Annotated in this window: 16 protein-coding genes; 9 read left to right on the forward strand and 7 right to left on the reverse strand. The window is 75.5% G+C overall.

The genetic code is table 11. The features are described from left to right. Window positions 1–1400: bifunctional phosphatase PAP2/O-acyltransferase family protein (locus ACFQ11_RS27595; RefSeq protein ID WP_378303779.1), on the reverse strand; the 1400-nt coding region annotated here is incomplete at its 3' end. Window positions 1401–1623: 223 nt separating this feature from the next. Here ACFQ11_RS27595 and pfkB point away from each other — a divergent pair. The 8 genes from pfkB (at window position 1624) to ACFQ11_RS27635 (ending at window position 7523) form a co-directional block, all read left to right on the forward strand. Beyond that, window positions 1624–2565, forward strand: coding sequence for a 1-phosphofructokinase (gene pfkB / locus ACFQ11_RS27600; protein ID WP_378303781.1), 942 nt, complete (start codon window positions 1624–1626; stop codon window positions 2563–2565). Window positions 2566–2615: 50 nt separating this feature from the next. Continuing rightward, entirely contained in the window at window positions 2616–3872 is a 1257-nt protein-coding gene (mtlA, locus tag ACFQ11_RS27605; protein WP_378303783.1) for a mannitol-specific PTS transporter subunit IIC, read from the forward strand. After that, a complete protein-coding gene (locus ACFQ11_RS27610; RefSeq protein WP_378303785.1) occupies window positions 3869–4171 on the forward strand; it encodes a PTS lactose transporter subunit IIB in 303 nt (100 codons plus the stop codon). The genes mtlA and ACFQ11_RS27610 overlap by 4 nt, the downstream gene beginning before the upstream one ends. Next, window positions 4164–4670, forward strand: a complete 507-nt coding sequence (locus tag ACFQ11_RS27615; RefSeq protein WP_378303817.1) for a PTS sugar transporter subunit IIA — start codon at window positions 4164–4166, stop codon at window positions 4668–4670. Before ACFQ11_RS27610 ends, ACFQ11_RS27615 begins: the two co-directional genes overlap by 8 nt. Beyond that, window positions 4667–5707, forward strand: a complete 1041-nt coding sequence (locus ACFQ11_RS27620) for a zinc-dependent dehydrogenase (protein ID WP_378303787.1) — start codon at window positions 4667–4669, stop codon at window positions 5705–5707. Before ACFQ11_RS27615 ends, ACFQ11_RS27620 begins: the two co-directional genes overlap by 4 nt. Before the next feature lie 17 nt (window positions 5708–5724). Continuing rightward, window positions 5725–6021: an HPr family phosphocarrier protein gene (locus tag ACFQ11_RS27625; RefSeq protein WP_378303789.1), complete on the forward strand. Its 297-nt coding sequence runs from the start codon at window positions 5725–5727 to the stop codon at window positions 6019–6021. Between the two features lie 55 nt (window positions 6022–6076). Then, the gene (locus ACFQ11_RS27630) at window positions 6077–6838 is read left to right on the forward strand and encodes a DeoR/GlpR family DNA-binding transcription regulator (RefSeq protein WP_378303791.1); all 762 of its coding nucleotides are present in this window, start codon (window positions 6077–6079) and stop codon (window positions 6836–6838) included. A gap of 85 nt (window positions 6839–6923) precedes the next feature. Beyond that, a complete protein-coding gene (locus tag ACFQ11_RS27635; protein ID WP_378303793.1) occupies window positions 6924–7523 on the forward strand; it encodes a TetR/AcrR family transcriptional regulator in 600 nt (199 codons plus the stop codon). Between the two features lie 28 nt (window positions 7524–7551). Here ACFQ11_RS27635 and ACFQ11_RS27640 read toward each other — a convergent pair whose 3' ends face one another. Further along, window positions 7552–9201 (reverse strand): long-chain fatty acid--CoA ligase, encoded by a 1650-nt coding sequence (locus ACFQ11_RS27640; protein ID WP_378303795.1) that lies wholly within the window; start codon window positions 9199–9201, stop codon window positions 7552–7554. Then, entirely contained in the window at window positions 9201–10277 is a 1077-nt protein-coding gene (locus ACFQ11_RS27645; RefSeq protein WP_378303797.1) for a phosphotransferase family protein, read from the reverse strand. Before ACFQ11_RS27645 ends, ACFQ11_RS27640 begins: the two co-directional genes overlap by 1 nt. Before the next feature lie 148 nt (window positions 10278–10425). On the opposite strand from ACFQ11_RS27645, the gene ACFQ11_RS27650 reads away from it, so the two are divergent. Further along, complete coding sequence (locus ACFQ11_RS27650) at window positions 10426–11397, forward strand: CE1 family esterase (RefSeq protein WP_378303799.1); 972 nt, start codon at window positions 10426–10428, stop codon at window positions 11395–11397. A 105-nt stretch (window positions 11398–11502) separates the two neighbouring features. Here the strand turns inward: ACFQ11_RS27650 and ACFQ11_RS27655 are convergent, their stop codons facing one another. The 4 genes from ACFQ11_RS27655 to ACFQ11_RS27670 form a co-directional block, all read right to left on the reverse strand. After that, window positions 11503–11700, reverse strand: coding sequence for an MbtH family protein (locus ACFQ11_RS27655; protein WP_378303801.1), 198 nt, complete (start codon window positions 11698–11700; stop codon window positions 11503–11505). Then, window positions 11700–12968 carry a lysine N(6)-hydroxylase/L-ornithine N(5)-oxygenase family protein gene (locus tag ACFQ11_RS27660; RefSeq protein WP_378303803.1) on the reverse strand — a complete coding sequence of 423 codons (1269 nt, stop codon included), beginning with the start codon at window positions 12966–12968 and terminating at the stop codon, window positions 11700–11702. The genes ACFQ11_RS27655 and ACFQ11_RS27660 overlap by 1 nt, the downstream gene beginning before the upstream one ends. Before the next feature lie 14 nt (window positions 12969–12982). Continuing rightward, window positions 12983–13996, reverse strand: a complete 1014-nt coding sequence (locus tag ACFQ11_RS27665; RefSeq protein WP_378303805.1) for an iron-siderophore ABC transporter substrate-binding protein — start codon at window positions 13994–13996, stop codon at window positions 12983–12985. Window positions 13997–14098: 102 nt separating this feature from the next. Continuing rightward, a complete protein-coding gene (locus tag ACFQ11_RS27670) occupies window positions 14099–26257 on the reverse strand; it encodes an amino acid adenylation domain-containing protein (protein WP_378303807.1) in 12159 nt (4052 codons plus the stop codon). Between the last annotated feature and the right edge of the window lie 120 nt (window positions 26258–26377).

Here is a 26377-nt window from a genome sequence, read left to right on the forward strand (position 1 = left end):
CGGACGCGGTCGAGGGGCAGCGTCGCGGTGCCGTAGCGGCGGCGGGCGCCGAGCGGGCCGGTGATCGCGACGGCGGGCTCGTCGCCGTCCCGGGCGAGCGCGACGAGCCCGGGGACGACGGCGGCGGCGCGCACCAGCCCTCCCGGGCCGCGCGGGACGTCCGCCTCGGGCAGCGGGGGCTCCAGGACGCCGCGCAGGATGTCGACGACGCCGATGCCGTCGGCGATCGCGTGGTGCATGACGATGACGGCGGCGTCCCGTCCGCCGGGCCCGCCCCTGACGAGGCAGAACCGCCACAGCGGCCGGTCGCGGTCCAGCGGGGTCGCGGCGAGCCGCGCCACGGCGTCGTCCAGGGCGCGGCGGCCGTCCCGCCCGGCGGACGGGGCGGCGGGCGCCTCGATCTCGACGACGTGCCGGTCGAGGTCGATGTCGCCGGCCGGGACCCAGCGGGGACGCCGCAGGATCCCCGCCGGGGCGACGCGCTGCGTGAGCCGGGGCAGCCGGGGCAGCCGTTCGGCCATCAGCGCGCGGACCCGCTCCACCGGAGGGCCGGGCCCGGCGAACTCGGCGACCCCGCCGACGACCTGCGGGACGCCGCCGTCCTCGACGTACAGGAAGAACGCGTCGGGCGCCGCCACCCGCCGGGCGCGCGCGGCCCCGGTGGCGCCCGTCCGGCCGCCCGTCCGGTCGCGGCGGCGCAGGAGCAGGACGCGCAGCCGCTCGGCGCCCGCGGCGGCCGGGACCAGCAGCAGCCCGCCCGGGATGTCGATGACGTAGTGGGCGGCGGTCGCCACGATGACCACGCTCGTCACCGCCAGGTGCAGGACGCACGCCCACAGGAAGGCGGGCCCGCAGCGGGCGCGGACGGCGGCGGCGCCGATCCAGGCGATCCACCCGATGTGCAGGCTGGGCATGGCCGCGTAGGGGTTGGCGCCCGCCGACACGACGCCGGTGCCCCAGGTGGCGGGCGGATGGTGCAGCGCGATGATGTCGGTGTAGCCGCCGCCGGGCAGCAGCCGCGGCGGGGTGACGGGCCACAGCGCGAAGCACACGATCGCGATGAGCGTCATCCAGATCAGCGTGTTGCGGGCCCACGGGTACGCGGGGCTCCGCCGCCACCACAGGTACCCGAGGAACCCGAACGTGCCGATGACGTAGGTGGTGGCGTACTCCCAGGCGGCGAGGGCGCCGAGCAGCTCGTGCCCCGCCAGGGCGTCGTTCAGGGAGCGTTCGACGTCCAGCCCGGTGCGGCGCTCGACGTCGAGGAGCAGCCGCCCGTTCGCGTCGGCGGCCGCGCGGTCCCCGGCGAACGCGTGCGTGGCCACCGCGTACACGGCCAGGACGAGCAGCCCGACGGCGATCTCCCGCACCGCCGACGCCGCGCGCCCGTGTCGTGCCACGCCGTCCTCCCCGGCTCGGCCGCCTGCCCCCACACCGCTCATCCTTCCCCGGTTGGCCCGCGAGTCCACGGCCGATCGGCGACCGGCGAGAACGGGGCGCGCATGTGGGTTTTTCTGCGATCGACCGCGGCCGCCCTCTTGACTCGGACAAAGAACAGGCATAAATACAAGAGAACAAGCTTAAACAGGAGGAAATCAACATGCATTCGGGAACGGGCCGCGCATGATCGTCACGCTGACGCTCAACCCGAGCCTCGACCGGACGATCGAGGTGGACGTGCTGACGCGCGGCGCCGTCATCCGGACCCGTTCGGCGCGGCTGGACCCGGGCGGCAAGGGCGTCAACGTCTCCCGGGCGCTGCTGGCCAACGGCGCCGACTCCACCGCCGTCCTCGCGGTGGGCGGCGCCGACGGCGAGGAGCTGCGCCGGCTCCTGCTGGCCGAGGGGCTCCCGGCCCGGGCGGTCCGGGTCGCCGCGCGCACCCGCTCCAACGTCACCGTCGTCGAGCCCGACGGCGTCGTCACCAAACTCAACGAGCCGGGCGGCCCGCTGTCCCCCGCGGAACTGGACGAGGTCACCGCGGCGGTCGAGGAGGCGGCGGCGGGCGGCGCCGGCTGGGTCGTCTGCTGCGGCAGCCTCCCGCCGGGCGTCCCCGACACCGCCTACGCGGCGCTGTGCCGCCGGTTCGCGGCGGACGGCGCCCGCGTCGCGGTCGACACCAGCGGGCCCGCGCTGCGCGCGGCGGTCGCCGCCGGCCCCGACCTGGTCAAGCCGAACCTGGAGGAGCTCGCCGAGGCCGTCGGCGACCCGGTCGTCACGGTCGCCGACGACGTCGAGTCGGCCGGCGAGCTGCGCGGGCGGGGCGCGCGGGGCGTGCTCGTCAGCCTCGGCGCCGAGGGCGCGGTGCCGGTGGACGACGACCGCGTGCTGAGCGGCGACGCCCCCGTGGCGCGGCCGCGCAGCACGGTCGGGGCGGGCGACGCCCTGCTCGCCGGGTTCCTCGCCGCGGGCGCCCGCGGCGAGCGCGCCCTCGCCGAGGGCCTGGCCTGGGGCGCGGCGGCCGTCCGGCTCCCCGCGAGCCGGATGCCGGGGGCGCGCGACGTCCGCCGCGACATCGTCCGCATCCACCCGAGCCCCGACCTGGCCCGGCCCCTCCTCGCCTGACCCCCGGGCCGCCCCGGGACCACCCCACCCCCGATCGACAGGAGGCCGCGATGGCCACCGCCTACACCCCTGAGCCCGCGGGCAGCGGGCTCCGCGCGACCGTCCAGCGGTTCGGCGGCAAGCTGGCCGGGATGGTGATGCCCAACATCGGCGCGTTCATCGCCTGGGGCCTGATCACCGCGCTGTTCATCCCGACCGGCTGGCTGCCGAACGAGGACCTGGCCGAGCTCGTCGATCCGATGATCAAGCTGCTGCTGCCGGTGCTGATCGGCTACACCGGCGGCCGGATGGTGCACGGGCAGCGCGGCGCCGTGGTCGGCGCCGTCGCCACCGTCGGCATCGCCGTCGGCGCGGAGCAGCCGATGTTCCTCGGCGCGATGATCATCGGCCCGCTCACCGCGTACCTGCTGAAGCTGTTCGACGAGCTGGTGCAGGACCGCGTCCGCACCGGGTTCGAGATGCTGGTGGACAACTTCTCCGCCGGGATCCTCGGCGCCGCCATGGCCGTCGCGGGCCGCGCCGTGATCGGCCCGGTGATGGGCACCGTGTCCGACTGGGCCGGGGACGCCGTCGGATGGCTCGTCGAGCACAACCTGCTGCCGCTGACGTCGCTGCTGGTCGAGCCCGCGAAGGTGCTGTTCCTCAACAACGCCGTGAACCACGGGGTGCTCACCCCGCTCGGCGTCCAGCAGGCGACCGAGACCGGCAAGTCCGTCCTGTTCATGATCGAGTCCAATCCCGGGCCGGGCATCGGCGTGCTGCTCGCGTACCTGTTCTTCGGCCCGAAGCGGCTGCGCCCGAGCGTCCCCGCCGCCGCGATCATCCAGTTCTTCGGCGGCATCCACGAGATCTACTTCCCGTACGTCCTCATGAAGCCGCGCATGATCCTCGCGGCGATCGCGGGCGGCATGACCGGCGTGGCGATCTTCGCGGCGACCGGCGCCGGGCTGGTCGCGTCGCCGTCCCCCGGCAGCATCTTCGCCTACCTGGCGCAGACGCCCCGGGGCGCCGGCAACTGGCTCGGCGTCTACGGCGGCCTCCTCGCCTCCGCCGCGGTCTCGTTCGGGGTCGGCGCCGCCCTGCTCGGCTTCGGGCGGTCGGCCGAACCGGACGGCGGCGACGACGCCGGCGGCACGACCGCGTCCACCGACGACGCCGCGAAGGACGGCGAGACCGAGGCGGGAACCGGGGACCCGGCCGCCGGCGAGACCACCGCCGGGACCGCCGGCGAGCGCCGCGCCGGGGACGACGGCGCCCCCGGGACCGCACCGCTGACCGACCGACCCACCGAAGGGACCCCACGATGAACGGCAAGGACGTCCGCAAGCTCGTGATCGCGTGCGACGCCGGGATGGGCAGCAGCGTCATGCTCGCCGGCCACCTCCGCAAGTCGCTGAAGAAGCAGGACGTGACCGTGGAGCACACCCCCGTCGACGCGATCCCCGGCGACGCCGACGTGGTCGTCTGCCACAGCGGCCTGGCCGCGCGGGCCCGCCGGGGCGCCGCCGACGGCACCCCGGTGATCCCGTTCGACGTCTACCTCGGCGACCCGGCCGTCGACCGGCTCGTCAACGCCATCAAGGACGGCGGTGAGGTCGGTGCCTGAACCGGCCGCTGGCGCGGCGGCGCGGCTGCTGGACCCGGCCGCGATCCGGCTGGACGAGCGGGCCGCGGACCGTGCCGAGGCCGTCCGGCTGTGCGGGCGGGTGCTCGTGGACGCCGGCGCGGTCGAGCCCGGCTACGTCGACGCGATGCTCGAGCGGGAACGCTCGATCTCCACCCACCTCGGGGAGGGCGTGGCGATCCCGCACGGGACCGCCGCGGGCCGCGACCTGGTCCGCCGCGACGCCCTCGCCGTCGTCCGGTTCCCGGACGGCGTCGACTGGGACGGCCCGGACGTCACCGTGTGCATCGCGATCGCGGCCCGCGGCGACGGCCACATCGGGATCCTGGCCGAACTCGCCCAGGTCCTGCTCGACCCGGACCGGGCCCGCGCGCTCCGCGAGGCCGCGGAGCCCGGAGACGTCCTGCGCCTGCTGGATCCGGCGGGCGCGGACGCGACGACCGAAGACGACCGACTCGAAGAACAGGAACCGACCGGATGAAGGTAGCCCGTTTCCACGCCCCCGGCGACATCCGCCTGGAGGACGCGCCCGAGCCGGAGCCCGGCCCGGGCGAGCTGAAGATCCGCGTGCGGAACTGCTCCGCCTGCGGGACGGACGTGAAGATCTCCCGGTTCGGGCACCACCACATCGTCCCGCCGCGGGTGATGGGGCACGAGATCGCCGGGGAGGTCGTCGCGGCGGGGCCCGGCGCGGACGGCTGGGCGCCGGGCGACCGCGTCCAGGTCATCGCCGCGATCCCGTGCGGGGACTGCGCCGAGTGCCGGCGCGGCCGGATGACGGTGTGCGCGGCGCAGGAGTCGATGGGCTACCACTACGACGGCGCGTTCGCCCAGTACATGATCGTCCCGGCGAAGGTGCTCGCGGTGAACGGGGTGAACCGCGTCCCGGACGGCGTGTCGTTCGCCGAGGCGTCGGTGGCCGAGCCGCTCGCCTGCGTCCTCAACGGGCAGGAGCTGGCCCGGGTCGGCGAGGGCGACGACGTCGTGGTGTTCGGGTCCGGGCCGGTGGGGTGCCTGCACGTGCGGGTGGCGCGGGCGCGCGGCGCGGCGCGGGTGTTCCTCGTCGAGGTCAACGCCGAGCGGCTGGAGCGCGCGGCCGCGGTGGTCAAGCCGGACGCGGCGATCGACGCGGGCGCGTCCGACGCCGTCGCCGAGGTGCTGGACCGGACGGGCGGGCGCGGCGCGGACGTCGCGATCACCGCGGCCGCGTCGGGCGCGGCGCAGGAGACGGCGCAGCGGCTGATGGCGCCCGGCGGGCGCATCAGCCTGTTCGGCGGGCTGCCGAAGGACGCGCCGGTCATCTCCGTCGACGCGAACCGGGTGCACTACCGGGAGCTGAGCCTGGTCGGCGCGAACGGGTCGAGCCCCGCCCACAACGCCCGGGCGCTGGAGCTGATCGGCTCCGGTGCCGTCCCGGTCGACGATCTGATCACACACCGGCTGCCCCTCGGCGACCTGCACGAGGCGCTCGACCTCGTCACCCGGGGCGCCGCCATCAAGGTCACCATCGAACCCTGACGGAAGGAGGGCACGCGATGCCCGAACGGACCGTGGTCCTCGGCTCGGCGCAGGGCCTGCACGCCCGCCCGGCGAAGATCTTCGCGGAGGAGGCGGCGCGGCAGCCCGTCCAGGTGTTCGTCCGGACCGGGGACCGCGCCCCGGTCCCGGCCGGGGGCCTGCTGGGGGTGCTGTCACTGGGCGCGGGACCGGGCGCCGAGGTGATCCTGTCGGCGGACGGCGAGGGCGCCGACGCCGTCCTGGACGAGCTGGCGGCGCTGCTCGCCCGCGACCTCGACGCCGGGCCCGGCGCCCCGTCGGGCGCGGCGCCCTGACCGGGCCGCCGCGGGCACGCCGGGCGGGCCGGGGACGTCGGGGACAATGACGGGCATGTACGCCGAGGAACGACAGCAGGCGATCCTTGCCCTGGCCCGCTCGAAGGGGCGGGTGGACGTCGTCGCGCTCGCGGAGGAGTTCTCGGTGACGACCGAGACGATCCGCCGCGACCTGACCGTGCTCGAACGGGCCGGGACGATCCGGCGGGTGCACGGCGGCGCGATGCCGGTCGAGCGCCTCGGGTTCGAGCCGGAGCTGGCCGCGCGGGACGCGGTGATGACCGAGGAGAAGCAGCGGATCGCGAAGGCCGCGCTGGCCGAGCTGCCCGCCGAGGGGTCGATCATCGTGGACGCCGGGACGACCACGGCCCGGTTCGTCCAGCTTCTGCCGGCCGACCGCGAGCTGACCGTGATCGTCAACTCGCCGCCGCACGCCTCCGTGCTCGCCGCCCGCCCCAACCTCACGGTGATCATCCTGGGCGGGCGGGTGCGCGGCCGGACGCTCGCCACCGTGGACGACTGGGTCCTGCGGCCCCTCGCGGACCTGTGGGTGGACGTGGCGTTCATGGCGACGAACGGCTGCTCGGTGGAGCGCGGCCTGACCACGTCCGACCAGGCGGAGGCCGCGGTGAAGCGGGCGATGATCGCCTCCTCGCGGCGGCGGGTGCTGCTCGCCGACCGCACCAAGATCGGGCACGACCATCTGGTGCGGTTCGGCGACGTGTCGGACATGGACGTCCTGATCACCGACACCGGGCTGGACACCGACCTCGCCGCCGACCTCGCCGCCGCCGGTCCCGAGATCGTCCGGGCGTGACCGGTCCGGCCGGTAGGCTGACGGCCGGTCCCGGGGGCGCGCGGAACCGGTGCGCGCGCCGGGACCGCCGGACGGAGGTGGAGCGGTGACGCGGGCTGCGGAACGGGCCCCGGAGGAGGCGTCGGTGCCGGACCGGCTGCTGGCCGAGGCGACCCGGCTGTTCGCCGAGAAGGGCTTCGCCGACACCTCGGTGCAGGAGATCGTCGCGGCGGCGGGCGTCACCAAGGGCGCGATGTACCACTACTTCGGCTCGAAGGACGATCTGCTCTACGAGATCTACCATCGCCTGCTCGCGCTGCAGATGGGCCGGCTGGAGCGGATCGCCGACGGTCCCGGCACGGCGGCGGAGCGGTTGCGCGCCGCCGCCGTCGACGTCCTGGAGACCTCGTTCCGGTACCTGGACGACTTCACCGTGTTCTTCCAGTCGACGCACCTGCTGCCGCGCGACCGGCGGGACGCCGTCCGGGCGGAGCGCCGCCGCTACCACGAGCGGTTCCGGGCGCTGGTCGAGGAGGGGCAGCGCGAGGGCTCGTTCCGCGCGCCGCCCCCGGCCGACATCGCCGTGCACTTCTTCTTCGGCACCGTCCACCAGCTCGGCACGTGGTACCGGCCGGGCGGGCGGCTGGAGGCGGCGGCGATCAGCGAGCACTACGTCGACCTGTTCCTCAACGGCCTGAAGTACTGAGACCGCCGGGAACCGGGGGCAGGGCCGCTCAGCCCTTCTCGACGCGCTCGACCTTCAGGTCGGACTCGGCGTACCGCGCCCGCAACGGCTTCTTGTCCCACTTCCCGACCGTGGTCTTCGGGATCTCGTCCAGGAACGTCCAGTTCTCGGGGACCTGCCAGCGGGCCACCTTGTCGCCGAGGAACGCGGCGAGCTCGGCGGCGGTCGCGGCCGCGTCCGGGCGCAGGACGACGCAGGCGAGCGGGCGCTCGTCCCAGCGGGCGTCCGGGATGCCGATGACGGCGGCCTCCGCGACCGCCGGGTGGGCCATCAGGTGGTTCTCCAGCTCGACGGAGGAGATCCACTCGCCGCCGGACTTGATGACGTCCTTGACCCGGTCGGTGATCTGGTAGAAGCCGCGGTCGTCGATCGTGCCGATGTCGCCGGTGCGCAGCCAGCCGTCGTGGAACTTCTCGGGGGCCGGGTTCCGGTGGTAGGCGCCGGTGATCCACGGGCCGCGGACCTCGATCTCGCCGACGCTCGTCCCGTCCCAGGGCAGCTCGTCGCCCGCGTCGTTCACGATCCGCATCTCGACGCCGGCGGCGACGCGGCCCGACTTCATCCGCCAGTCGACGTCCTCCGCGGTGCCGGGCTCGACGCCGGGCGGCGGGAACGCCATGCCGCCGAGCGGGCTGGTCTCGGTCATGCCCCAGCCCTGGATGATGCGCAGGCCGTAGCGCTCCTCGAAGCGCTCCAGCAGGACGCGGGGCGCGGCGGCGCCGCCGGACGTGCCCGCCCGCAGCGACGACAGGTCGAGTTCGCGCTGCTCGCCGTGCGCGAGGATCGCGTTCCAGATCGTCGGGACGGCCGAGGCGAGCGTGCTGCGCTCGGCCTCGATGAACGCCGTGAGGTGCTCGGCCTGCATGAACGGGCCGGGCATGTGCAGCGTCGCGCCCGACAGGAACGCCCCGTACGGCAGCCCCCAGGCGTTGACGTGGAACATCGGGACGATCGCCAGCACCCGGTCGGCCTCGGTGATGCCGACGAGCGACGCCGACTGGACGGCCATCGCGTGCAGGAACGTGGACCGGTGCGAGTACACGACGCCCTTGGGGTCGCCGGTGGTGCCGCTGGTGTAGCACATGGACGCCGCGGCGCGCTCGTCCACGTCGGGCCACGCGAACCCGGGCTCCTCGGCGGCGAGCAGCTCGTGGTAGCGCAGGACGGGCGCGCCGTTGCCGTTGCGCTCGAGCGGCGTCGCGTCGCCGTCGCCGACCACCACGAACGCCTCCACGGCCGGCAGCTCGTGGACGACGCGGGCGAGCAGCGGGACGAGGCTGTCGTCGACGATCACGACCTGGTCGTCGGCGTGGTTGATGATGTGCGACAACTGCTCCGGGAAGAGCCGGATGTTGAGGGTGTGCAGCACGGCGCCCATCGCGGGCACCGCGAAGTACGCCTCGAGGTGCTCCTGGTTGTTCCACTGGAACGTCGCGACCCGGTCGCCGGGGCGGATCCCGAGCCGGGCGAGGGCCGCCGCGAGCCGCTCGGCGTTGACGGCGACCTCCGCGAACGTGGCCCGCTTCGGCGTCCCGCCGCCCGTCCACGTCACGCACTCGCTGCGCCCGTAGACCCGGGCCCCGTGCCGCAGGATCGCGGCGACCGACAGCGGGAAGTCCTGCATCGTGCTCTGGATCATCACTCTTCTCCCAGTTCTTCCAGGGCCTCCAGCCCCGACTTCAGCAGCGGCTCCACGGCGGCGCCGATCGCCTCGAAGCCCTCCCCCACCGTCTGGCCGTGCAGGTACCGGTAGTGGATGCCCTCGGAGATCACGGCGAGCTTGAAGCAGGCCAGGCCGACGTAGAAGCCGAGCGACGCCAGGTCGCGGCCGCTCCGCTCGGCGTAGCGGGCGGCGACCTCGTCCGGCGAGGGGAATCCGGCCGCCCGCATGGCGTCGCCCTGCCCCGGCCCGGGCGCCTGCCGCCGCATGTAGACGAGCAGGAGCGCCAGATCGGTGAGGGGGTCGCCGAGGGTCGCCATCTCCCAGTCGAGGACGGCGGCGATGCGGTCGTCGGCGTCCACGAGGAGGTTGTCGAGCCGGTAGTCGCCGTGGACGACGGCGGGCGGCGACTGGGCGGGGACGTTCGCCGCGAGCCGCGCGTGCAGGGCGTCGGCGTCGGGGAGGTCGCGGCTGCGGGAGGCGTCGAGCTGCTTCTTCCAGCGGCGCACCTGCCGTTCCAGGAAGCCGTCGGGGCGGCCGAAACCGGTGAGGCCCGCCTGGTCGGGGTCGACGCGGTGCAGCGCGGCGAGGGTGTCGACCATCCGCTCCCCGATCGCCGCGGCGCGCGCGGGGCCGAGCGGCGCCAGCTCGGCGGCGTCCCGGTACGGGGTGCCGTCGACCTTCTCCATCACGTAGAACGGCGCGCCGATGACGTCCGGATCCGCGCAGAGCGCGTACGTCTCGGGGACGGGGACGCCGCTGCCCGCGAGCGCGGTCATCACCCGGTGCTCGCGGGACATGTCGTGCGCGGTGGCGAGCACGTGGCCGAGCGGCGGGCGGCGCACGATCCAGCGGCCGGAGCCGTCGGTCACCTCGTAGGTGAGGTTGGAGCGGCCGCCGGCGATGACGCGGGCGCGCAGCGGGCCGGTGACCGCGCCGGGGCGGGCCTCGGCGAAGAAGGCGCGGAACCGGTCCAGGTCGAGGCCGGGCACGGCGGTCCCGAACCCGTCGGGTCCGGGCGCGTCCGGACCGGGGGCGGCGGAGTCGTCGAACACCCGCCGAGGACACCATACCGACCGGTCGGTACGCAAGAGGTGAACCGGACCGCGCACCGATACTGTGCCCGATGACCAAAGCCCGCCCGGGTTTTCTGTGGCCCGGGACGTATCGCGGAAGGCGCCCCGGGGCGTTTGATCTGGGGTCATGAAGATCGCCGCGCGGGCGGCGGCGGTCACCGCGGGACTGGTGCTCGCGATGGCCGCCGCCCACCCCCTGCCCGCCGGGGCGTCACCGGACGCGAGCCCGTCCGCGAGCGCGACCGGCCCGAGCCCCGCCACCCCGCACGCCACGAACCCCGCCGGCGCGTCCCCCGCCGGCCCGTCCCCGTCGCCGACCGGTTCGTCCGGCACGACCGAGCACACCATCGCCATGGGCGGCTGGAAACGCCCCTACCTGCTGCACCTCCCGCCGGACCGGGCCGGCGACGAGCGGCTGCCGCTCATCGTCGCGCTGCACGGCGGGCTCAACGATCCGCGGTACGTCCGGGAGCAGAGCGGCCTCGACGCCGTCGCCGACGCGCGCGGCTACGCCGTCGCGTACCCGAAGGGCCTGCTCGGCACCTGGAACGCGGGCGCCTGCTGCTGGTTCGCGCGGTGGGCCGGCGTGGACGACGTCGCGTTCCTCGACCGGCTCATCGACACGCTCGTGGAGCAGGGCGTCGCGGACCGCCGCCGGGTGTTCCTGGCCGGGTTCTCCAACGGCGGCGGGATGGCGTACCGGTACGCGTGCGAGCGTCCCCGCCGGGTCGCCGGGGTCGCGGTCGTGTCGGGGGCGCTCGCCATCGGCTGCACACCCGACCGGCCGTTCTCCGTGCTGGCGTTCCACGGCACGTGGGACCCGTCCGTCCCGTACTTCGGCGGCGGCAACATGGACGCCGACGTGAAGTTCCCGTTCCTGCCCGTCCGGCTCCTCATGGAGTTCTGGCGGTGGCTCGGCGGCCTGTCCGCGCTGTCGTGGCCGCTGCGGAACGCCCCGGACGGCTGCGTCGGCACCGAGCCCGGTCCCGTTCGGGTCGCGCTGTGCACGATCGAGCGCGGCGGGCACGAATGGCCGTCGTTCGCGAGCGGGCTGATCGGCGCGTTCTTCGACGCCCGGCCGTCCTCGCCCGGCTTCTGAGCGGGCGGTCTCCGGGCGGGGCGAAGCGGGCGGCCCCTCGCGCCACGGGCCGCCCGCCCCGCCCCGGCCGCGCCCCTCCCCGACACGGCACGGCGGCCGGGCTCGTCAGCCGCTCAGGCTGCGCGGACGGATGTCCGTCCAGTTCTCGTTGACGTACTCGACGCACTCGGCACGGGGCGCCGGGCCGGACGCGACCGTCCAGCCGCCGGGCACGTCGGCGAACGCGGGCCACAGCGAGTGCTGGCCCTCGTCGTTGACCAGGACGAGGAACGTGCCGTCGGGGTCGTCGAACGGGTTGGACATCAGGCCTCCTGGGCGACGGGGGCGGACCGGCGGGCGATCGAGCGGACGATGTCGCCGGTGCGCACCGCCGTCATCGACAGCAGCGACGAGGCGATGCCGTGGCTGTGCTCGGTGGCGCCCTGCAGGTAGACGTTCCATTCGCGGCCCGGCTCGGTGGCGACCCGGTAGTCGCGCTCCAGGACGAGGCGGCCGTCCGGGCCGGTGACGCACTCCCGGCCGGCCTCGCCGAGCAGCGCGACCGGGTCGCGCTCGCGGTATCCGGTCGCGTAGACGACGGCGTCGGCGTCGAGGTCGGCGGCCTCCCCGGTCGGCAGGAACCCGACCCGCAGCCGCACCGCGTCCGGGTCCTCGCGCACGTCCAGGACGCGCGAGACGTTGAGGATGCGGAGCCGCTGCACGCCCGCGACCTTCTCCGCGTACACGCGGCGGTACAGCTCGTCGATGAGGTCGAGGTCCACCACGGAGTAGTTGGTGTTGCGGGAGTAGTCCATCAGCATCCGCTTCACCTCGTCCGGCGCCGCGTAGTAGTGCTCGACGGCCTCCGGGTCGAAGATGCGGTTCGCGAACGAGCTGTCGTCGGCGGGCGAGTACCCGTACCGCGCGAACACGGCGCACACCTCGGTGTCGGGGTACGTCCGGTGGAGGTACTCGACGGCCTCGGCGGCGCTCTGCCCGGCGCCGACCACGACGACGCGGCGCGGGTCCCAGCCGGGCCGCTCGGCGAGCCGGGTGAGCAGGTCCTCGCTGTGCCAGATCCGGTCGCCCGCCCGCACGCCCTCGGGCAGGACGGGCTCGAGCCCGGCGCCGATGACCACGTTGCGCGCGAGATGGGTCTCGAGTTCGTCGTCGCGCCGCACGACGACCGCGAGGGTCGCGTCGTCGTGCGGCTTCAGGGCGACCACCTCGGAGCGGTAGCGGACCCGGCCGGCGAACGCGGCGGCCGTCCATTCCAGGTAGTCGTGGAACTCCACCCGGGTCGGGAACATCGTCTTGTGGTTGACGAAGTCGACCAGGCGGCCCTTGCCGTGCAGGTACGACAGGAAGGAGAAGCGGCTGGACGGGTTGCGCAACGACACCAGGTCCTTGAGGAAGTGGACCTGCATGGTGGCGCCGTCGATCAGCATTCCCTTGTGCCAGCCGAACTCGGCCTGCCGTTCGAAGAACACGGCGTCCGCGCCGGGTCCGTACTCCTCCTCCAGCGCCACCGCGAGCGCGAGGTTGGAGGGTCCGAACCCGACGCCCACGACGTCATGGACGGGGGTCTGCATGCGCTCCTCCGGCATCAGGCGGACTCGGCCTTCGCGGCCGCTTCGGCGATCTTCGGGACGACGTTGTCGATGAGGTACGGGACGGCCAGCGGCGTCGGGGTGCGCAGCGTCCAGAACTCCTGCAGGTCGATCGGGACGTAGGAGCCGCGCTTGACGACGTCCAGGCTCGAGAACAGGTCGGACTCCTCGAACTTCTTCTGCGTCGCGGGGTCGTCGTTGTAGTGGCTGACGAGCACGTCGACGTCGAGGACGGACAGCTTCTCCATGCTCAGCTCGGCGGCGAAGCCCTCACCGGGCAGCTTCGCGAGCGCGTCGGGGAGCCGCATGCCGATCTGGTTCAGCAGCTTGACGCTGGTGTCCTGCGGGGACTTCATCACGGCGATGTTCCCGGACGGCATGACGCTGGTGAACGCCACGCCCTTGCCCTCCAGTTCGGGGTGCTCGGTCTTGACCGCGGCGAGCTTCGCCTCGACGTCCTTGACGAGCTTCTCGCCGTCGGCCTCGCGGCCGATGGCCGTGGCGGCGTTCACGGTGATCTGCTGCCACGTGTCCTCGGCCGGGCCGGTCTGGTAGGCGACGGTCGGGGCGAGCCGGGAGAGCTTCTCGTACTCCTTGTCGATCCAGAAGTCGCCGCCCGCGAGGATCAGGTCGGGGCGCAGCGCCGCGATCTCCTCGAGGTTGAAGCCGGCCTCGCCCGGCTTCAGGAGCTTCGGCTTGTCGCCGGCGAGCTTCGGCGCGGTCCACGGGGCGAAGCCGTCCTGCTGGACGCCGGTCAGCTCGGCCATCCCGACGGGCTGGACCCCGAGGGCGAGGAGCGTGTCCTGGTCGACCTCGCCGAGGGCCACGATCCGCTCGGGCCTCGACTCGATGGTCGCCTTGCCGAGCTTGTGGGTGATCGTGACCGGGAAGGCTCCGCCCGCGGCTCCGGAGGTCTCCTGGGCGGGTTCGTCGTCGCCGCACGCGGCCGTCGTGCTCAGGCCGAGGACGAGCGCGCCCGCGACGGCCAGCCGCCGCATCATGTTGCGCATAGTGGACCGATGTCCTTCCACGTTTCCAGGGGGTTACCGTCGCAAGATCTTAGGTTAGGCTGCCCTAACTCGGCAATGGCCGTGTCCGATATGAGAGCCCTGTCACCGCTCCCCGGCCAGTTCCGGACGTTCCAGCAGCGCGGCGACGCTCGGCGCGGCCATCAACGTCGCGATCTTCACGGTTTCGCGTCCGGTCTCCCTCCTGATCCGCCGCACGAGGCGCATCGCGAGCAGCGAGTGCCCGCCGAGGTCGAAGAAGTCGTCGTCCGGTCCGACGTGCGGGACGCCCAGCTCCTCGGCGAAGACGCGGCACAGCACGTCCCGCAGGTCCGCCGCGCCGCGCGCGGGGCGCGCGGGCGCGGGGACGCCGGGGCGGTCGCCCGCCGGGCCCGCGGTGGCCGGGACGGCCGGGGCGGTGGCGGGCGCGCGCGGCGACGCCACCGCGACGCCCGGGTCGGCGGCGACCGCCTCCAGCACCGCGACGAGCCCGTCGGCCAGCGCCCCGGCGGTCGCGGCGTCGAACAGGTCGGCGGAGTAGTCGAGGATCAGCCGCAGGTCGCCGTCAGGTCCCTCGCGGAAGACGAAGTCCAGGTCGAACTTCGCCGCGCCCGGCGCGAACTGCGCCTCCCGTTGCTCGAGGCCGGGGAACCGCACGTCCCCGACCCCCTGGTTCTCGTAGCCGACCATCACCTGGAACAGCGGGTTGCGGCCCGGCACCCGGCGGGGCCGCAGCGCCTCGACCAGCGCCTCGAACGGCAGGTCCTGGTTGGCCAGTCCCGCGAGGTCGGCCTCCCGGACGCGGCCGAGCAGCTCCGCGAACGTGGGTGCGCCGGACAGGTCGGCGCGCAGCACCAGCGTGTTGACGAAGAACCCGACGAGGTCGGCGGCGGCCTCCTCGGTGCGGCCGGCGACCGGGCTGCCGAGCGGGACGTCCTCGCCCGCGCCCGCCCGGTGCAGCAGCGCCGCCACGGCGGCCTGGCCGACCATGAACATGCTGGCGCCCGCGTCGCGCGCGACCCGGCGGAGCCGCCCGGTGAGGCCCGGCGGCAGGTCGGCGGTCAGCACGGCGCCGCGCTGCCCGACCGTCCCGGGGCGGGCGCGGTCCACCGGCAGCGGCACCTCCTCCGGGGCGCCCGCGAGCGTCCGCGCCCAGTGGTCGAGCTGCCGGGCGTGGACGCTGCCCGGGTCGAGCGGGTCGCCGAGGAGCTCCCGCTGCCACAGGGCGTGGTCGGCGTACTGGACGGGCGGCGGCTCCCACGCGGGGGCTTCCCCGCCGAGCCGCGCGGCGTACGCCGCGGCGACGTCGCGCGCGAACGGGCCGAACGACCACTCGTCGAACGCGATGTGGTGGAAGACCGCGAGCAGCAGGTGCTCCCTCGTCTCCGCGGCACCGCCCCCCTCGGGGAACACCGCGACCCGCAGCGGGATGTCGGCGGCGAGGTCGAACGGCCGCGCGATGAACGCGGCCGGGTCGCCGTCCGCGACCTCCAGCACGGGCCGCGCGTCCTCCGGCGGCAGGATCCGCTGGTGCGGGACGCCGTCGTGCTCGACGAACACGGTGCGCAGGGCCTCGTGCCGTTCGACGACGTCGCCGATCGCGGCCTGCAGCGCCGCCCGGTCGAGGTCGCCGCGCAGCCGCACGCCGAGCGGCAGGTGGTAGGCGTCGCGCGGGCCGTCGTCCTCGCGGAGCAGCTGGTCGAGCAGCCACAGCCGGTTCTGCGCGGACGACGCCGGGACGAGCCCGTCCCGTTCGCGCGGCGCGAGGACGGGACGGGCGGCGACGCCCGCGTGGCGGTGCACCCGCCCGGCCAGCTCGGCGACCGTCGGCGCCTCGAACAGGTCGCGGATGGCCAGTTCGGCGCCCAGTACCGCGCGGGCGCGGCCGACGAGGCGGGTGGCCAGCAGCGAGTGCCCGCCGAGGTCGAAGAAGTCGTCGTCGATCCCGGCGCCCGGCGCGTCCAGCACCTCGGCGAACAGCGTGCACAGCAGGTGCTCGACGGGCGTGCGCGGCGGCCGGCCGGCGCGGCGCGGCCCGTCCCGGCCGGGGTCGGGCAGGGCGCGGCGGTCGAGCTTGCCGTTGACGGTGAGCGGCAGCGCGTCCAGCGTCATGATCGCGCTCGGCACGAGGTACCCGGGCAGCCGCCGCTTCAGCCCTTCCCGGACTCGGGCGGCGAGCACCCCGAGGTCGCGCGCCGCTACCGGGTCGTTGGCGTAGGACGCGGGCGCCCGCCCGGGCGCGGCGGGAAGACGCGCGGGCGCGCCGCCGAACACGGCGTCGTACCGTCCGATCTCGTCGGACGGGGTGAGGACGGCGTCCGGGAACCGCGCGAGGAAGTCCTCGGGCTCGATCCCGGCGGGCGGCGCGGCCAGCGCCGCCCGCGCCTCGTCCGCGGACCCGCCCTGCTGGAGGACGCGCAGCGCCGCGACCTCGCCGGAGAGCCGGGGGTCCGGGATCCCCCGCACGCGCAGCGCGCCCCCGGCCCCGCGCACGGCCGTCTCCAGGGCGGTCCAGCCGGTGGACGCGGACGGCCGGGCGCCCGTCTGGCCGTCCCACTCCACGACCGTGATCTCGGGATTCGCCGGTTCGGCGGCGGGAAGGCCGGGACCGGCCTTCCAGAGGATCGCGTCGTAGCGGTGGCGGGTCAGCTCGTTGTGGTGGACGCCGCGCCTGGTGAGGACGTCGACGCGGGCGGGGCCGTCCAGCGCGGCGAAGAACGCGGGGTCGAGGAGGAGCTCCTTCTCCATCCGCACGGCGCGCTCGACGGCGTCGGCGTCGGCGTCGCCCCGGCCGAGGCGGACGGCGGCGTGCAGGCAGCGGACGGTGCGCAGGTCGCGGACGTCGCCGATGAACAGCGCTCCCCCGGGGGCGAGCAGCCGCATGGCCTTGGCGACGACGTCCTCGAGGTAGCCGGCACCCGGGAAGTACTGGACGACCGAGTTGATGACGATCGTGTCGAAGTGCCCCTCGGGCAGGCCGTCGGTGTCGTGCGCGGGGCGGCAGCTCAGCCGGACCGGGGAGCCGGGGCCGAGGTCCGCGCGGAGCTTGTCGATGACGGGCGCGGAGAAGTCGGTGCCCCAGTACTCCTCGGCGTCCGGGGCGAGGCGGGTGAGCAGGAGGCCCGCGCCGACGCCGATCTCCAGGACGCGGCGCGGGTTCAGGCCGCGGATCCGCTCGACGGTCGTCTCCCGCCACTCGCGCATGTCGTCGAGCGGGATCGGGGCGCCGTCGTAGCTGCTGTCCCAGCCGGCGAACTCCTCGGCGTGGACGACGGTCCCGACCTCGGTGTACTCGGCGTCGTAGATCTGCCGCCACTCGGCGAGCTGCTCGTCGGCGGCGCCGTCGCGGGCGCCGTCGGGGACGACGTAGCCGACGAGCCGCTTGACGCCGGGCACGTCGGTGTCGGCGGCGATCACGGCGGCCTGCCCGACGCCGGGCTCGGCGGCGAGCGCGGCCTCGACCTCGGCGAGCTCCACCCGGTAGCCGCGGATCTTGACCTGGTCGTCGGTGCGGCCGAGGAAGTCGATGTTGCCGTCGCCGCGGACGCGCACCAGGTCGCCGGTGCGGTACATGCGGCCGCCGGACGCGTCGAACGGGTCGGCGACGAACCGTTCGGCGGTGAGGTCGGGGCGGCCGAGGTAGCCGCGGGCGAGCCCGGCCCCGGCGATGTACAGCTCGCCGGGGGCGCCGGGCGGGACGGGGCGGAGCGCGCCGTCGAGCACGTAGCCGCGGGTGTTCCAGATGGGCTTGCCGACGGTGGGGGTGGCGCTGTCCTCGGTGCCGCCGCCGAGCGTGTTGATCGTGTACTCGGTCGGCCCGTACAGGTTGTAGCCGAGGACGCCGTCGGCGGCGGCGAGCCGGTCCCAGACGGACGCGGGCACGGCTTCGCCGCCGAGCAGGACGAGCGGCGGCCGGTGGCCGCCGTCGAGGAGGCCCTCGTCGAGGAGCTGCTGCGCGTAGGTCGGGGTGACGTTGATGACGTCGATGCGGTGCCGTCGCAGGTAGTCGGTGAGGGCCTCGGCGTCGCGGCGGAGGTCCTCGTCGCAGACGTGCACCTCGTGGCCCTCGACGAGCCAGAGCAGTTCCTCCCACGACATGTCGAACGAGAACGACACGGTGTGCGCGATCCTCAGGGGGCGCCCGCCGGTCGCCTCCATGACGGGCTCGAAGATGTTCGCGCGGTGGTTGTACTGCATGTTCGTCAGCCCCCGGTACGGGGTGACGACGCCCTTCGGCCGTCCGGTGGAGCCGGAGGTGTAGATGACGTACGCGGGGTGGTCGAGCCGGCCGGGGGTGCCGGGCGCGAAGCCGGGCGTCTCCTCGGGGGCGAGGTCGTGGCCGGGGAGGTCGGCGAGGGGCTTGGCGGTCCGGGGATCGTCGAGCGCGAGGACGGCCCCGGGGTGCGCGAGCCCGGCGGCGATGTCGCGGTGCGACAGCAGGACGGCGGGGCCCGCGTCGGCGAGCATGTAGTCGAGCCGGTCGGCCGGGTAGTCGAGTTCCAGCGGCAGGTAGGCGGCGCCGGTGCGCAGCACCGCGAACAGCGCCACGACCATCTGCGCGGACCGCGGCAGGGCGAGCGCCACGACCCGCTCCGGCCCGGCGCCGTGCGCGATGAGCAGCCGCGCGAGCCGGTTGACCTCGGCGTTCAGTTCCCCGTAGGTGAGCCGGACGTCCGGCGGCGACACCAGCGCGGGCGCGTCCGGCCGCCGGGCGGCGCGGTCGGCGAGCAGTTCGGCGACCGTCACCTCGGGGACGGGCCGGACCGCCTCGTCCCAGTCGCGGCGGAGCCGGTCGTGCTCGGCGGGGACGAGCAGGTCGACCCGGTGGCACGGGGTGTCCGGCGCGGCGGCCAGCGTCTCCAGGGCCCGGACGTACCGGTCGGTGATCCGCTCGGCCTCCGCCTCGGTGAACGCGTCGCCCCGGTACATGACGCGCAGCCCCGCACGCGACCGGCCCGGGTCCGGCTCGACGACCATCGTCACCGGGTAGTGGGTGGCGTCGCGGACCTCCCGGCCGAGGACGCGCAGGTCGCCGGACGGGCCGAAGCCCCGGTCGGTGGGCATGCCGGGGAAGTTCTGGTAGACGAACAGCGTGTCGAACAGGGTGCCGAGGCCGGTGGCGCGCTGCACGTCGGCGAGCGCGACGAACGCGTGGTCGAACAGCTCCGACTGCTCGGCCTGCACGCGTCCGAGGACGGCCGTCAGCGGCTCGGCGGGACCGGCCTGCACGCGGACGGGGACGGTGTTGAACAGCAGCCCGACCATCGACTCGACGCCGTCGACGTCCGGGTGGCGGCCGGAGACCGAGGCGCCGAACACGACGTCGTCCCGTCCGGTCATCGCCATGAGCACCAGGCCCCACGCGGTCTCGTAGAGGGTGCCGGGGGTGACGCCGTGGTCGCGGGCGACCGCGTCGAGCCGGCCGGCGAGCCCGGCGGGCAGGTCGCGGTGCACCTCACCGGCGGCGGCTAGGTCGGCGGGGGCGTCCACCAGGCCCGGACGGACGAGCGCGGGCTCGTCGAACCCGGACAGCGCGCGCCGCCACGCGTCGACGGCGGCGTCCCGGTCGCGCCCGTTCACCCAGTCGAGGAACGCGCGGAACGACGGGACGGGCCGGGCGGCCTCGGCGGCCGCGTCGGTGTAGGCGTCGAGCAGCGAGGTGACCAGCAGGCCGCCCGACCAGCCGTCGAGGAGGATCAGCTCGGACGTCAGCACCAGCCGGTGGTCGTCGTCGGCGAGGGTCGCGAGGCCGAACCGGATGAGCGGCGGCGCGGACGGGTCGAAGGGGTCGGCGCGCTGCGCGTCGACGAACGCCCCGAGTTCGTCCTCGCCGGACACCCGGGCGTGCGTCCACGGCGTCTCGAACTCGCCGGGGACGAACTGGACTGCGCGGTCCCCGTCCGTCCGGAAACCGGCGCGCAGGTTGGGGAACTTGCGCAGGACGGTGCGGGCGGCGTCCGCCATCCGCGCCGGGTCGACGGGCCCGGACAGCGTCACGACGGCCTGCTGCACGTAGACGTCGCGGCCCTCGCCGGCGAGCATCAGGTGGTAGAGCAGGCCCTCCTGCAGCGGCGACAGCGGCAGTTCGCCCGGTTCGTCCGTCCACTGCGCCGCGCCGGGCCCGGCGGCCGGGACCTCGGCGGCCTTCGCGAGGGCCTCGACCGTCCGCAGCCGGAAGACGTCCCGGACGGTGAACGACAGGCCGGCGCGGCGGGCGCGGGCGACCAGCAGGGCCGCGCCGATGCTGTCGCCGCCGGCGCGGAAGAAGTCGTCGTCGGCGCCGACCTCGGGACGGCCGAGGACGGCGGCGGCGAGCCGCGCGAGGACCCGCTCGGTCCCGGTCGCGGGCGCGCGCCCGGCGGGGCGGCCCGGCTCGGGCAGCGCCCGGCGGTCGACCTTGCCGTTGGGGTTGAGCGGCAGCTCGTCCAGCACGACCAGGTCGGCGGGGACGAGGTGGCCGGGCAGGACACCGCGGAGCACGTCGAGGAGCGCGTCCGGGTCGAGTTCCCCGGCGGGCTTCCCGGTGACGTAGCCGACGAGCCGGGAGCCGTGCGCGGCGACGGCGGCGCGGCGGACGCCCGGCAGCGCCGCGAGGGCCGCCTCGACCTCGCCGGGCTCGATCCGGAACCCGCGGATCTTCACCTGGTCGTCGGCGCGGCCGAGGAACTCCAGGCGGCCGTCGGCGCGGCGCCGCATCCGGTCGCCGGTGCGGTACAGGCGGGATCCGGGCGGGCCGAACGGGTTCGCGACGAACCGCTCGGCGGTGCGGCCCGGGTCGCCGAGGTAGCCGCGCGCCAGGCCGTCCCCCGCCAGGTACAGCTCGCCGACCGGCGCCTCGCGCAGCGCCGGGTCGAGGACGTACGCGCGGGTGTTCGCGATCGGCGCGAGACCGGCGCCCTCGGAGATCAGGCTGTCGCCCGCCGCCTCGGAGCACCCGTACAGGTCGACCAGCCGCGCGGGGACGTGCCCGGCGAGCGCGGGCGGCAGCGCCTCGCCGCTGCTGATCCAGGTGGTGACGGACGCGGGGAGCCCGTTCTCGGCGAGCGCGGCGAGGAGGCTCGGGACGAGCGTGACCGTGCGGACCTCGTGCCGTTCGATGAACGCGGCGAGCGCGACGGCGTCCGCGGCGGTGGCGTCGTCGGCGATGACGACGGTGTCCCCGGCGACGAGGCCGCCGAGCAGCTCGGTCGTCCCGTCGATGAACGCCGGCGAGGACTTGGCGGCGCGGACGCCGCCCGGCTCGGTGAGGCCGGCCCCCCACGCGAGCCGGTTGGCGAGGGCGCGCTGGGTGCCGACGACGGCCTTCGGGGCGCCGGTCGAGCCGGAGGTGAAGACCACGTAGGCCGGATGGTCGGGACGGACGTCCGGGCGGGGGCGCGGCGGCGCGGACGCCGGGGGCTCGTCCCGCCCGAGGACGAGCAGCGGCCGGACGGCCGCCAGCATCGCGTCGATCCTGGCGGGCGGGTAGGCGAGGTCGATCGGCAGGTACGCGGCGCCGGTCTTGAGGACGGCGAGCAGCGCGACCGCGAACTCGTCCGAGCGCGGCAGGGCGATCGCGACGGTCCGCTCCGGGCCCGCGCCCGCCGCGGCGAGCCGGTCGGCGAGCGCCTCGGCGCGGCGGTCCAGCTCGGCGTAGGTGAGGGCGGTGCCGCCGAACACGACGGCGACCGCGTCCGGGGTGCTCGCGGCCCGCTTCTCGACGAGCCGCGCGGCGGTCCCGGGCGTCTCGCGGGCGGTGTCGGGGTGCTCGACGGGCGCGGCGAGCGACGACAGCCGGCGGGACGGGTCGCCGGTGACCCGGTCGAGCAGCTCGGCGAGGTCGTCCAGCAGGTTCTCGACGGTGCCGGCGTCGAACAGGTCGGCGGCGTACGCGGCGAACCCCTCGACCACGTCGTCGCCCTCCGCGAAGTAGACGTCGAGGTCGAACTTGACGCCGCCGGTCGCGGGCAGGAACGGCTCCGCGCGCACGCCGGGCAGCGCGAGCCGCACGTCGTCCAGCCGCTGGTGGACGATCATCACCTGGAACAGCGGGCCGCGCGCCAGCGACCGTTCCGGCGCGAGCCGCTCCACGACCCGCTCGAACGGGACGTCGGCGCGGGAGAACGCGGCGAGGTCGGCCTCCCGCACCCGGTCCAGCAGCTCGGCGAAGGTCGGGTCGCCGGACAGGTCGGTGCGCAGCACGAGCGGGTTGACGAACACGCCGACGAGGCCGGCGAGGTCGTCGTCGGCGCGGCCCGCGATGGGCGAGCCGAGGGCGATGTCGTCGCCCGCGCCCGCCCGCCGCAGCAGCGCGGCCACGGCGGCGTGCAGGACCATGAACACGCTGGTGCCGGTGTCGCGCGCGAGCCGCCGCGCCCCGGCGGCCGGGAGCCGGAACGGGACGAGCCCGCCGCGGTGGCTCGGCTCCGCCGGGCGGGGCCGGTCGAACGGCAGGACGGTCTCCTCCGGCAGCCCCGCGAGCGCCTCCTCCCACGCGTCGAGCCGGTCGGCGGTGCCGGGCGCCGCCTCCCGCTGCCACGTCGCGTACTCGGCGTACTGGACGGGCAGCGGCTCCCAGTCCGGGGCGTCTCCGGCACGGCGGGCCTCGTAGGCGCGGGCGAGGTCGGCGAGCAGCGGCGTGAACGACCACTCGTCGGCGGCGGCGTGGTGCAGCAGCAGGACGAGCGTCCACGCCTCGTCGCCCGTCCGGACGAGCGTGCCGCGGCACGGCAGGTCGGCGCCGAGGTCGAACACGTGCGACGCCGCCTCGGCCTCGATCCGCGCCCGCCGCCCGGCCGGCTCCCCGCGCGCGTCCACGACGGTGAACTCGGCGACCGCGTCCGGGAGCACCCGCTGGATCGGAAGGCCGTCGGGCCCCTCGACCAGGAGCGTGCGGAGGGCCTCGTGGCGGTCGACGACGTCGCGGAACGCGGCCTCGAGCGCGGCGGCGTCCACGGCGCCGGTGAGCCGCATGCCGAGCGGCAGGGAGTAGGACGCGGACGGGCCGCGCAGCCGCTCCTCCAGCCACAGGCCGCGCTGCGCCGCCGACGCCGGGACGACCTCGGGACGCGTGACGTCGCGGACGCGCGGGCCCTCGGCGGCGGCGAGGCGCGGCGCGAGCGCCGCGACCGTCGGCGCCTCGAAGACGTCCGCGATCGACAGCGACCGGCCCAGCTCCGCGCGGGCCTTCGCGGCGACGCGGGCGGCCAGCAGCGAGTGCCCGCCGAGCGCGAAGAAGTCGTCGTCGATGCCGACCCGGTCGAGGCCGAGCAGCCCCGCGAAGATCGCGCACAGCGCGGCCTCGCGGGCGTCCCGCGGCGCCCGGCCGGAGACGTCCGCCTCCGGCGCGGGCAGCGCGGCCCGGTCCAGCTTGCCGTTCACGGTGCGGGGCAGCGCGTCCAGCGGCACGAGCGCGGACGGCGCCATGTGGTCGGGCAGCGCGGCGGCGAGCGCCGCGCGCAGGTCGCCGGGGTCCGCGTCGCCGACGTAGTAGCCGACGAGGCGGGGCTCGCCCGGCCGGTCCTCGCGGACCACGACGGCCGCCTGCTCGACGCCCGGCCGGGCCGCGAGCACGGCCTGCGCCTCGGCGGGCTCGATCCGGAACCCGCGGATCTTCACCTGGTCGTCGGTGCGGCCGAGGTACTCGATGGACCCGTCGCGGCGGCGGCGCGCCAGGTCGCCCGTCCGGTACATGCGGGACCCGGGCGGGCCGAACGGGTCGGCGACGAACCGCTCGGCCGTCAGGTCCGGACGGTTCACGTAGCCGCGCGCGAGCTGCTCGCCCGCGAGGTACAGCTCGCCGGGCACGCCGATCGGCACCGGGCGCAGGCGCGCGTCCAGGACGTGCGCGCGGGTGTTGCGGAACGGGACGCCGATGCCGGACGAGGGCAGGTCGGCGGCGGTCGCCCAGATCGTCGCCTCGGTCGGGCCGTACATGTTCGTGGCGAGCGCGGCCGTGTCCGCGAGGGACGCGGCGAGCGCGGGCGGCAGCGCCTCCCCGCCGACGAGCACCCGCAGGCCCTCGAACGCCGCCGGGTCGAGCGTGCCCAGCAGCGAGGGCGTGCCCTGCACGATCGTGGCGTCCCGCAGCAGCCGGGCGAGCCGGGCCGGGTCGCGGACGTCGTCGCGGCCGGCGAGCACCACGGTCGCGCCGTCGATCAGCGGTGCGTACAGCTCGAGCGCGGCGATGTCGAACGCGATCGTCGTGACGGCGACGAGCCGGTCGTCCGGGGTGAGGCGGAGCCGGTCGCGCGTGTCGAGGAGGAAGTTCGCGAGGGCGCGGTGCGGGATCGCCACGCCCTTGGGCCGCCCCGTCGACCCGGACGTGTAGATGACGTACGCGAGGTCGTCGCCGCGAACGGGGACCGCCGTGAACGGGACGTCGTCCAGCGGGCCGTCGAGGACGAACGTGGCGGTGCCGTCCGGCAGCAGGCCGGCGGTCTCGGGCGTGACGACCGCGCAGACGGGACGGGCGTCGCCGAGCATGTACGCGAGGCGCCCGGGCGGGTGCCCGAGGTCGAGCGGCAGGTACGCGGCGCCCGTCTTGAGCACCCCGAGCAGGGCCGCGACCAGGTCGGGCGTGCGCGGCAGCGCGAGCGCCACGACGGTCCCGGGTCCGGCGCCGCGCGCCCGCAGCGCCGCCGCGAGCGCGGACGACCGCCGGTCCAGCTCGGCGTAGGTGAGGGAGCCGCCGCGGGCCTCGACGGCCGTCGCGGCGGGCGTCCGTGCGGCCTGCGCGGCGAACAGCTCCACGACGTCCGTGTCCGGGGGCGGCGCGTCCGTGGCGTTGGCGGCGTCGATGCGGGCGCGTTCGGCGTCGCCCATCAGCTCCAGCGCGCCGAGCGGCCGGTCGGGGTCGGCGAGCGCGTCGCCGAGGAGCGTCTCCAGGTGGGCGAGGAGCGCGTCGATGCGCGCGTCGTCGAACAGCTCGCGGCGGAACGTCGCCTCGACCGTCATGCCCTGCGGGCGGACGAACGCCTCCAGCGACAGGTCGAAGTGGGTGGTGCCGTTGTGGACGTGCGTCCAGCTCGACGTCACGCCCGGCAGGTCGAGCTCGCCGATCTCCTGGGCGAGGAACAGCAGCATCGTGTCGAAGAACGGGGACCGGCCGCGCGCCCGCGCGGGCCGCAGCTCCCGCACGATGCGGTCGTAGGGCGCCGCCTGGTGCGCGAACGCGTCGGCGCACGTCCGTCCCACGCGGCGCAGCGCCTCCCGGAACGTGGGCCCGCCCGACAGGTCCGCGCGCAGCACCAGCGTGTTGCCGAAGTTGCCGACGAGCCGCTCGACCTCGGCGTGCTCCCGGTTCATCACCGCCGACCCGATCGCCACGTCGTCCGCGCCCGTGTACCGGTGCAGCAGGGCCGCGTACGCCGTCAGCATCACCATGTACGGGGTGAGGTTCTCCTCGGCGGCGAGCTCGCGCATCCCCGCGGTGACGCCGTCGCCGAACCGCCGGGCCCGGCGCCCGCCGCGCTCGGACGCGGTCGCGCCGCGCGGCCGGTCGGCGGGCAGACCGTCCGGTGCGGGCGGCGGGTCGAGCGGCGCGCGCCAGAAGGCCAGGTCGTCCTCGGCGACGGGCCGCTTCCGCTCCCACTCGGCGAAGTCGGCGTACTGGACGTCGAGCGCCGGCAGCCCGTCGGGTTCCCCGGTGACGGCCGCGCGGTAGAGCGCCGACAGGTCGCGCGACAGCGAACCCCACGTCATGCCGTCCCACGCGATGTGGTGGACGACCAGGACGAGCGCGTGCCGGTCCGGGCCGAGCCGCAGCAGCTCCAGCCGGATCGGCCGCTCGGCGCGCAGGTCGAACGGCCGCGCCGCCAGTTCCGCCGCCCGCGCGTCCGCGTCGGCGCACTCGGCGGGCGCGAGGTCGAGCGAGTCGTCGTCCGTCACGACCTGCACGGCCCCGAGGTCGTCCGGGTCGCCCGTGGAGGGGTCATCGGGCGGCCCGGCCGACGCGCCGTTCGGGCCGGCGGGGGCGTCGCGGTAGACGGTGCGGAGGATCGCGTGGCGGCGGATCAGGGCGCGGAGGGCCCGCTCCAGCGCGCCGGTGTCGAGGGCGCCGTCCAGGCGGACGAGGAGGCAGACGTTGTAGGCGGCGCTGTCCGGGAACGTCCGATGGTGCAGCCACATGCTCTGCTGCGCGTGGGACAGGGGGGCGGGCCCGTCGTGTCCCCGCGGGGCGAGCCGGGCGGCGTCCGGGCCGAGGCCCGCCTGCGCCATCATCCGCCGCATCAGTTCGCGTCGCCGGGCCGCCGTGTCACCGAGACTGGTCTGCTGCTCCTGCACGCTCAACTCTTTCGTTGTCGGCTTCACCACCGCCGGTTAGGTTAGCCTTGCCTATGAAAATCGCACAAGGTTAGGCTCGCCTTGCCTAAGTTCTTGGGTTTCCCCCGGCCCGGCGAAAGG

Source organism: Actinomadura sediminis, assembly GCF_042675525.1.
Taxonomy (GTDB): domain Bacteria; phylum Actinomycetota; class Actinomycetes; order Streptosporangiales; family Streptosporangiaceae; genus Spirillospora; species Spirillospora sediminis.

Bases quoted from the DNA above. Each gene is read 5' to 3' on its own strand.
- pfkB (WP_378303781.1), top strand. From the start codon at position 1,624: ATGATCGTCACGCTGACGCTCAACCCGAGCCTCGACCGGACGATCGAG.
- mtlA (WP_378303783.1), top strand. From the start codon at position 2,616: ATGGCCACCGCCTACACCCCTGAGCCCGCGGGCAGCGGGCTCCGCGCG.
- ACFQ11_RS27610 (WP_378303785.1), top strand. From the start codon at position 3,869: ATGAACGGCAAGGACGTCCGCAAGCTCGTGATCGCGTGCGACGCCGGG.
- ACFQ11_RS27620 (WP_378303787.1), top strand. From the start codon at position 4,667: ATGAAGGTAGCCCGTTTCCACGCCCCCGGCGACATCCGCCTGGAGGAC.
- ACFQ11_RS27625 (WP_378303789.1), top strand. From the start codon at position 5,725: ATGCCCGAACGGACCGTGGTCCTCGGCTCGGCGCAGGGCCTGCACGCC.
- ACFQ11_RS27630 (WP_378303791.1), top strand. From the start codon at position 6,077: ATGTACGCCGAGGAACGACAGCAGGCGATCCTTGCCCTGGCCCGCTCG.
- ACFQ11_RS27640 (WP_378303795.1), bottom strand. From the start codon at position 9,201: ATGATCCAGAGCACGATGCAGGACTTCCCGCTGTCGGTCGCCGCGATC.
- ACFQ11_RS27650 (WP_378303799.1), top strand. From the start codon at position 10,426: ATGAAGATCGCCGCGCGGGCGGCGGCGGTCACCGCGGGACTGGTGCTC.
- ACFQ11_RS27655 (WP_378303801.1), bottom strand. From the start codon at position 11,700: ATGTCCAACCCGTTCGACGACCCCGACGGCACGTTCCTCGTCCTGGTC.
- ACFQ11_RS27660 (WP_378303803.1), bottom strand. From the start codon at position 12,968: ATGCAGACCCCCGTCCATGACGTCGTGGGCGTCGGGTTCGGACCCTCC.
- ACFQ11_RS27665 (WP_378303805.1), bottom strand. From the start codon at position 13,996: ATGCGCAACATGATGCGGCGGCTGGCCGTCGCGGGCGCGCTCGTCCTC.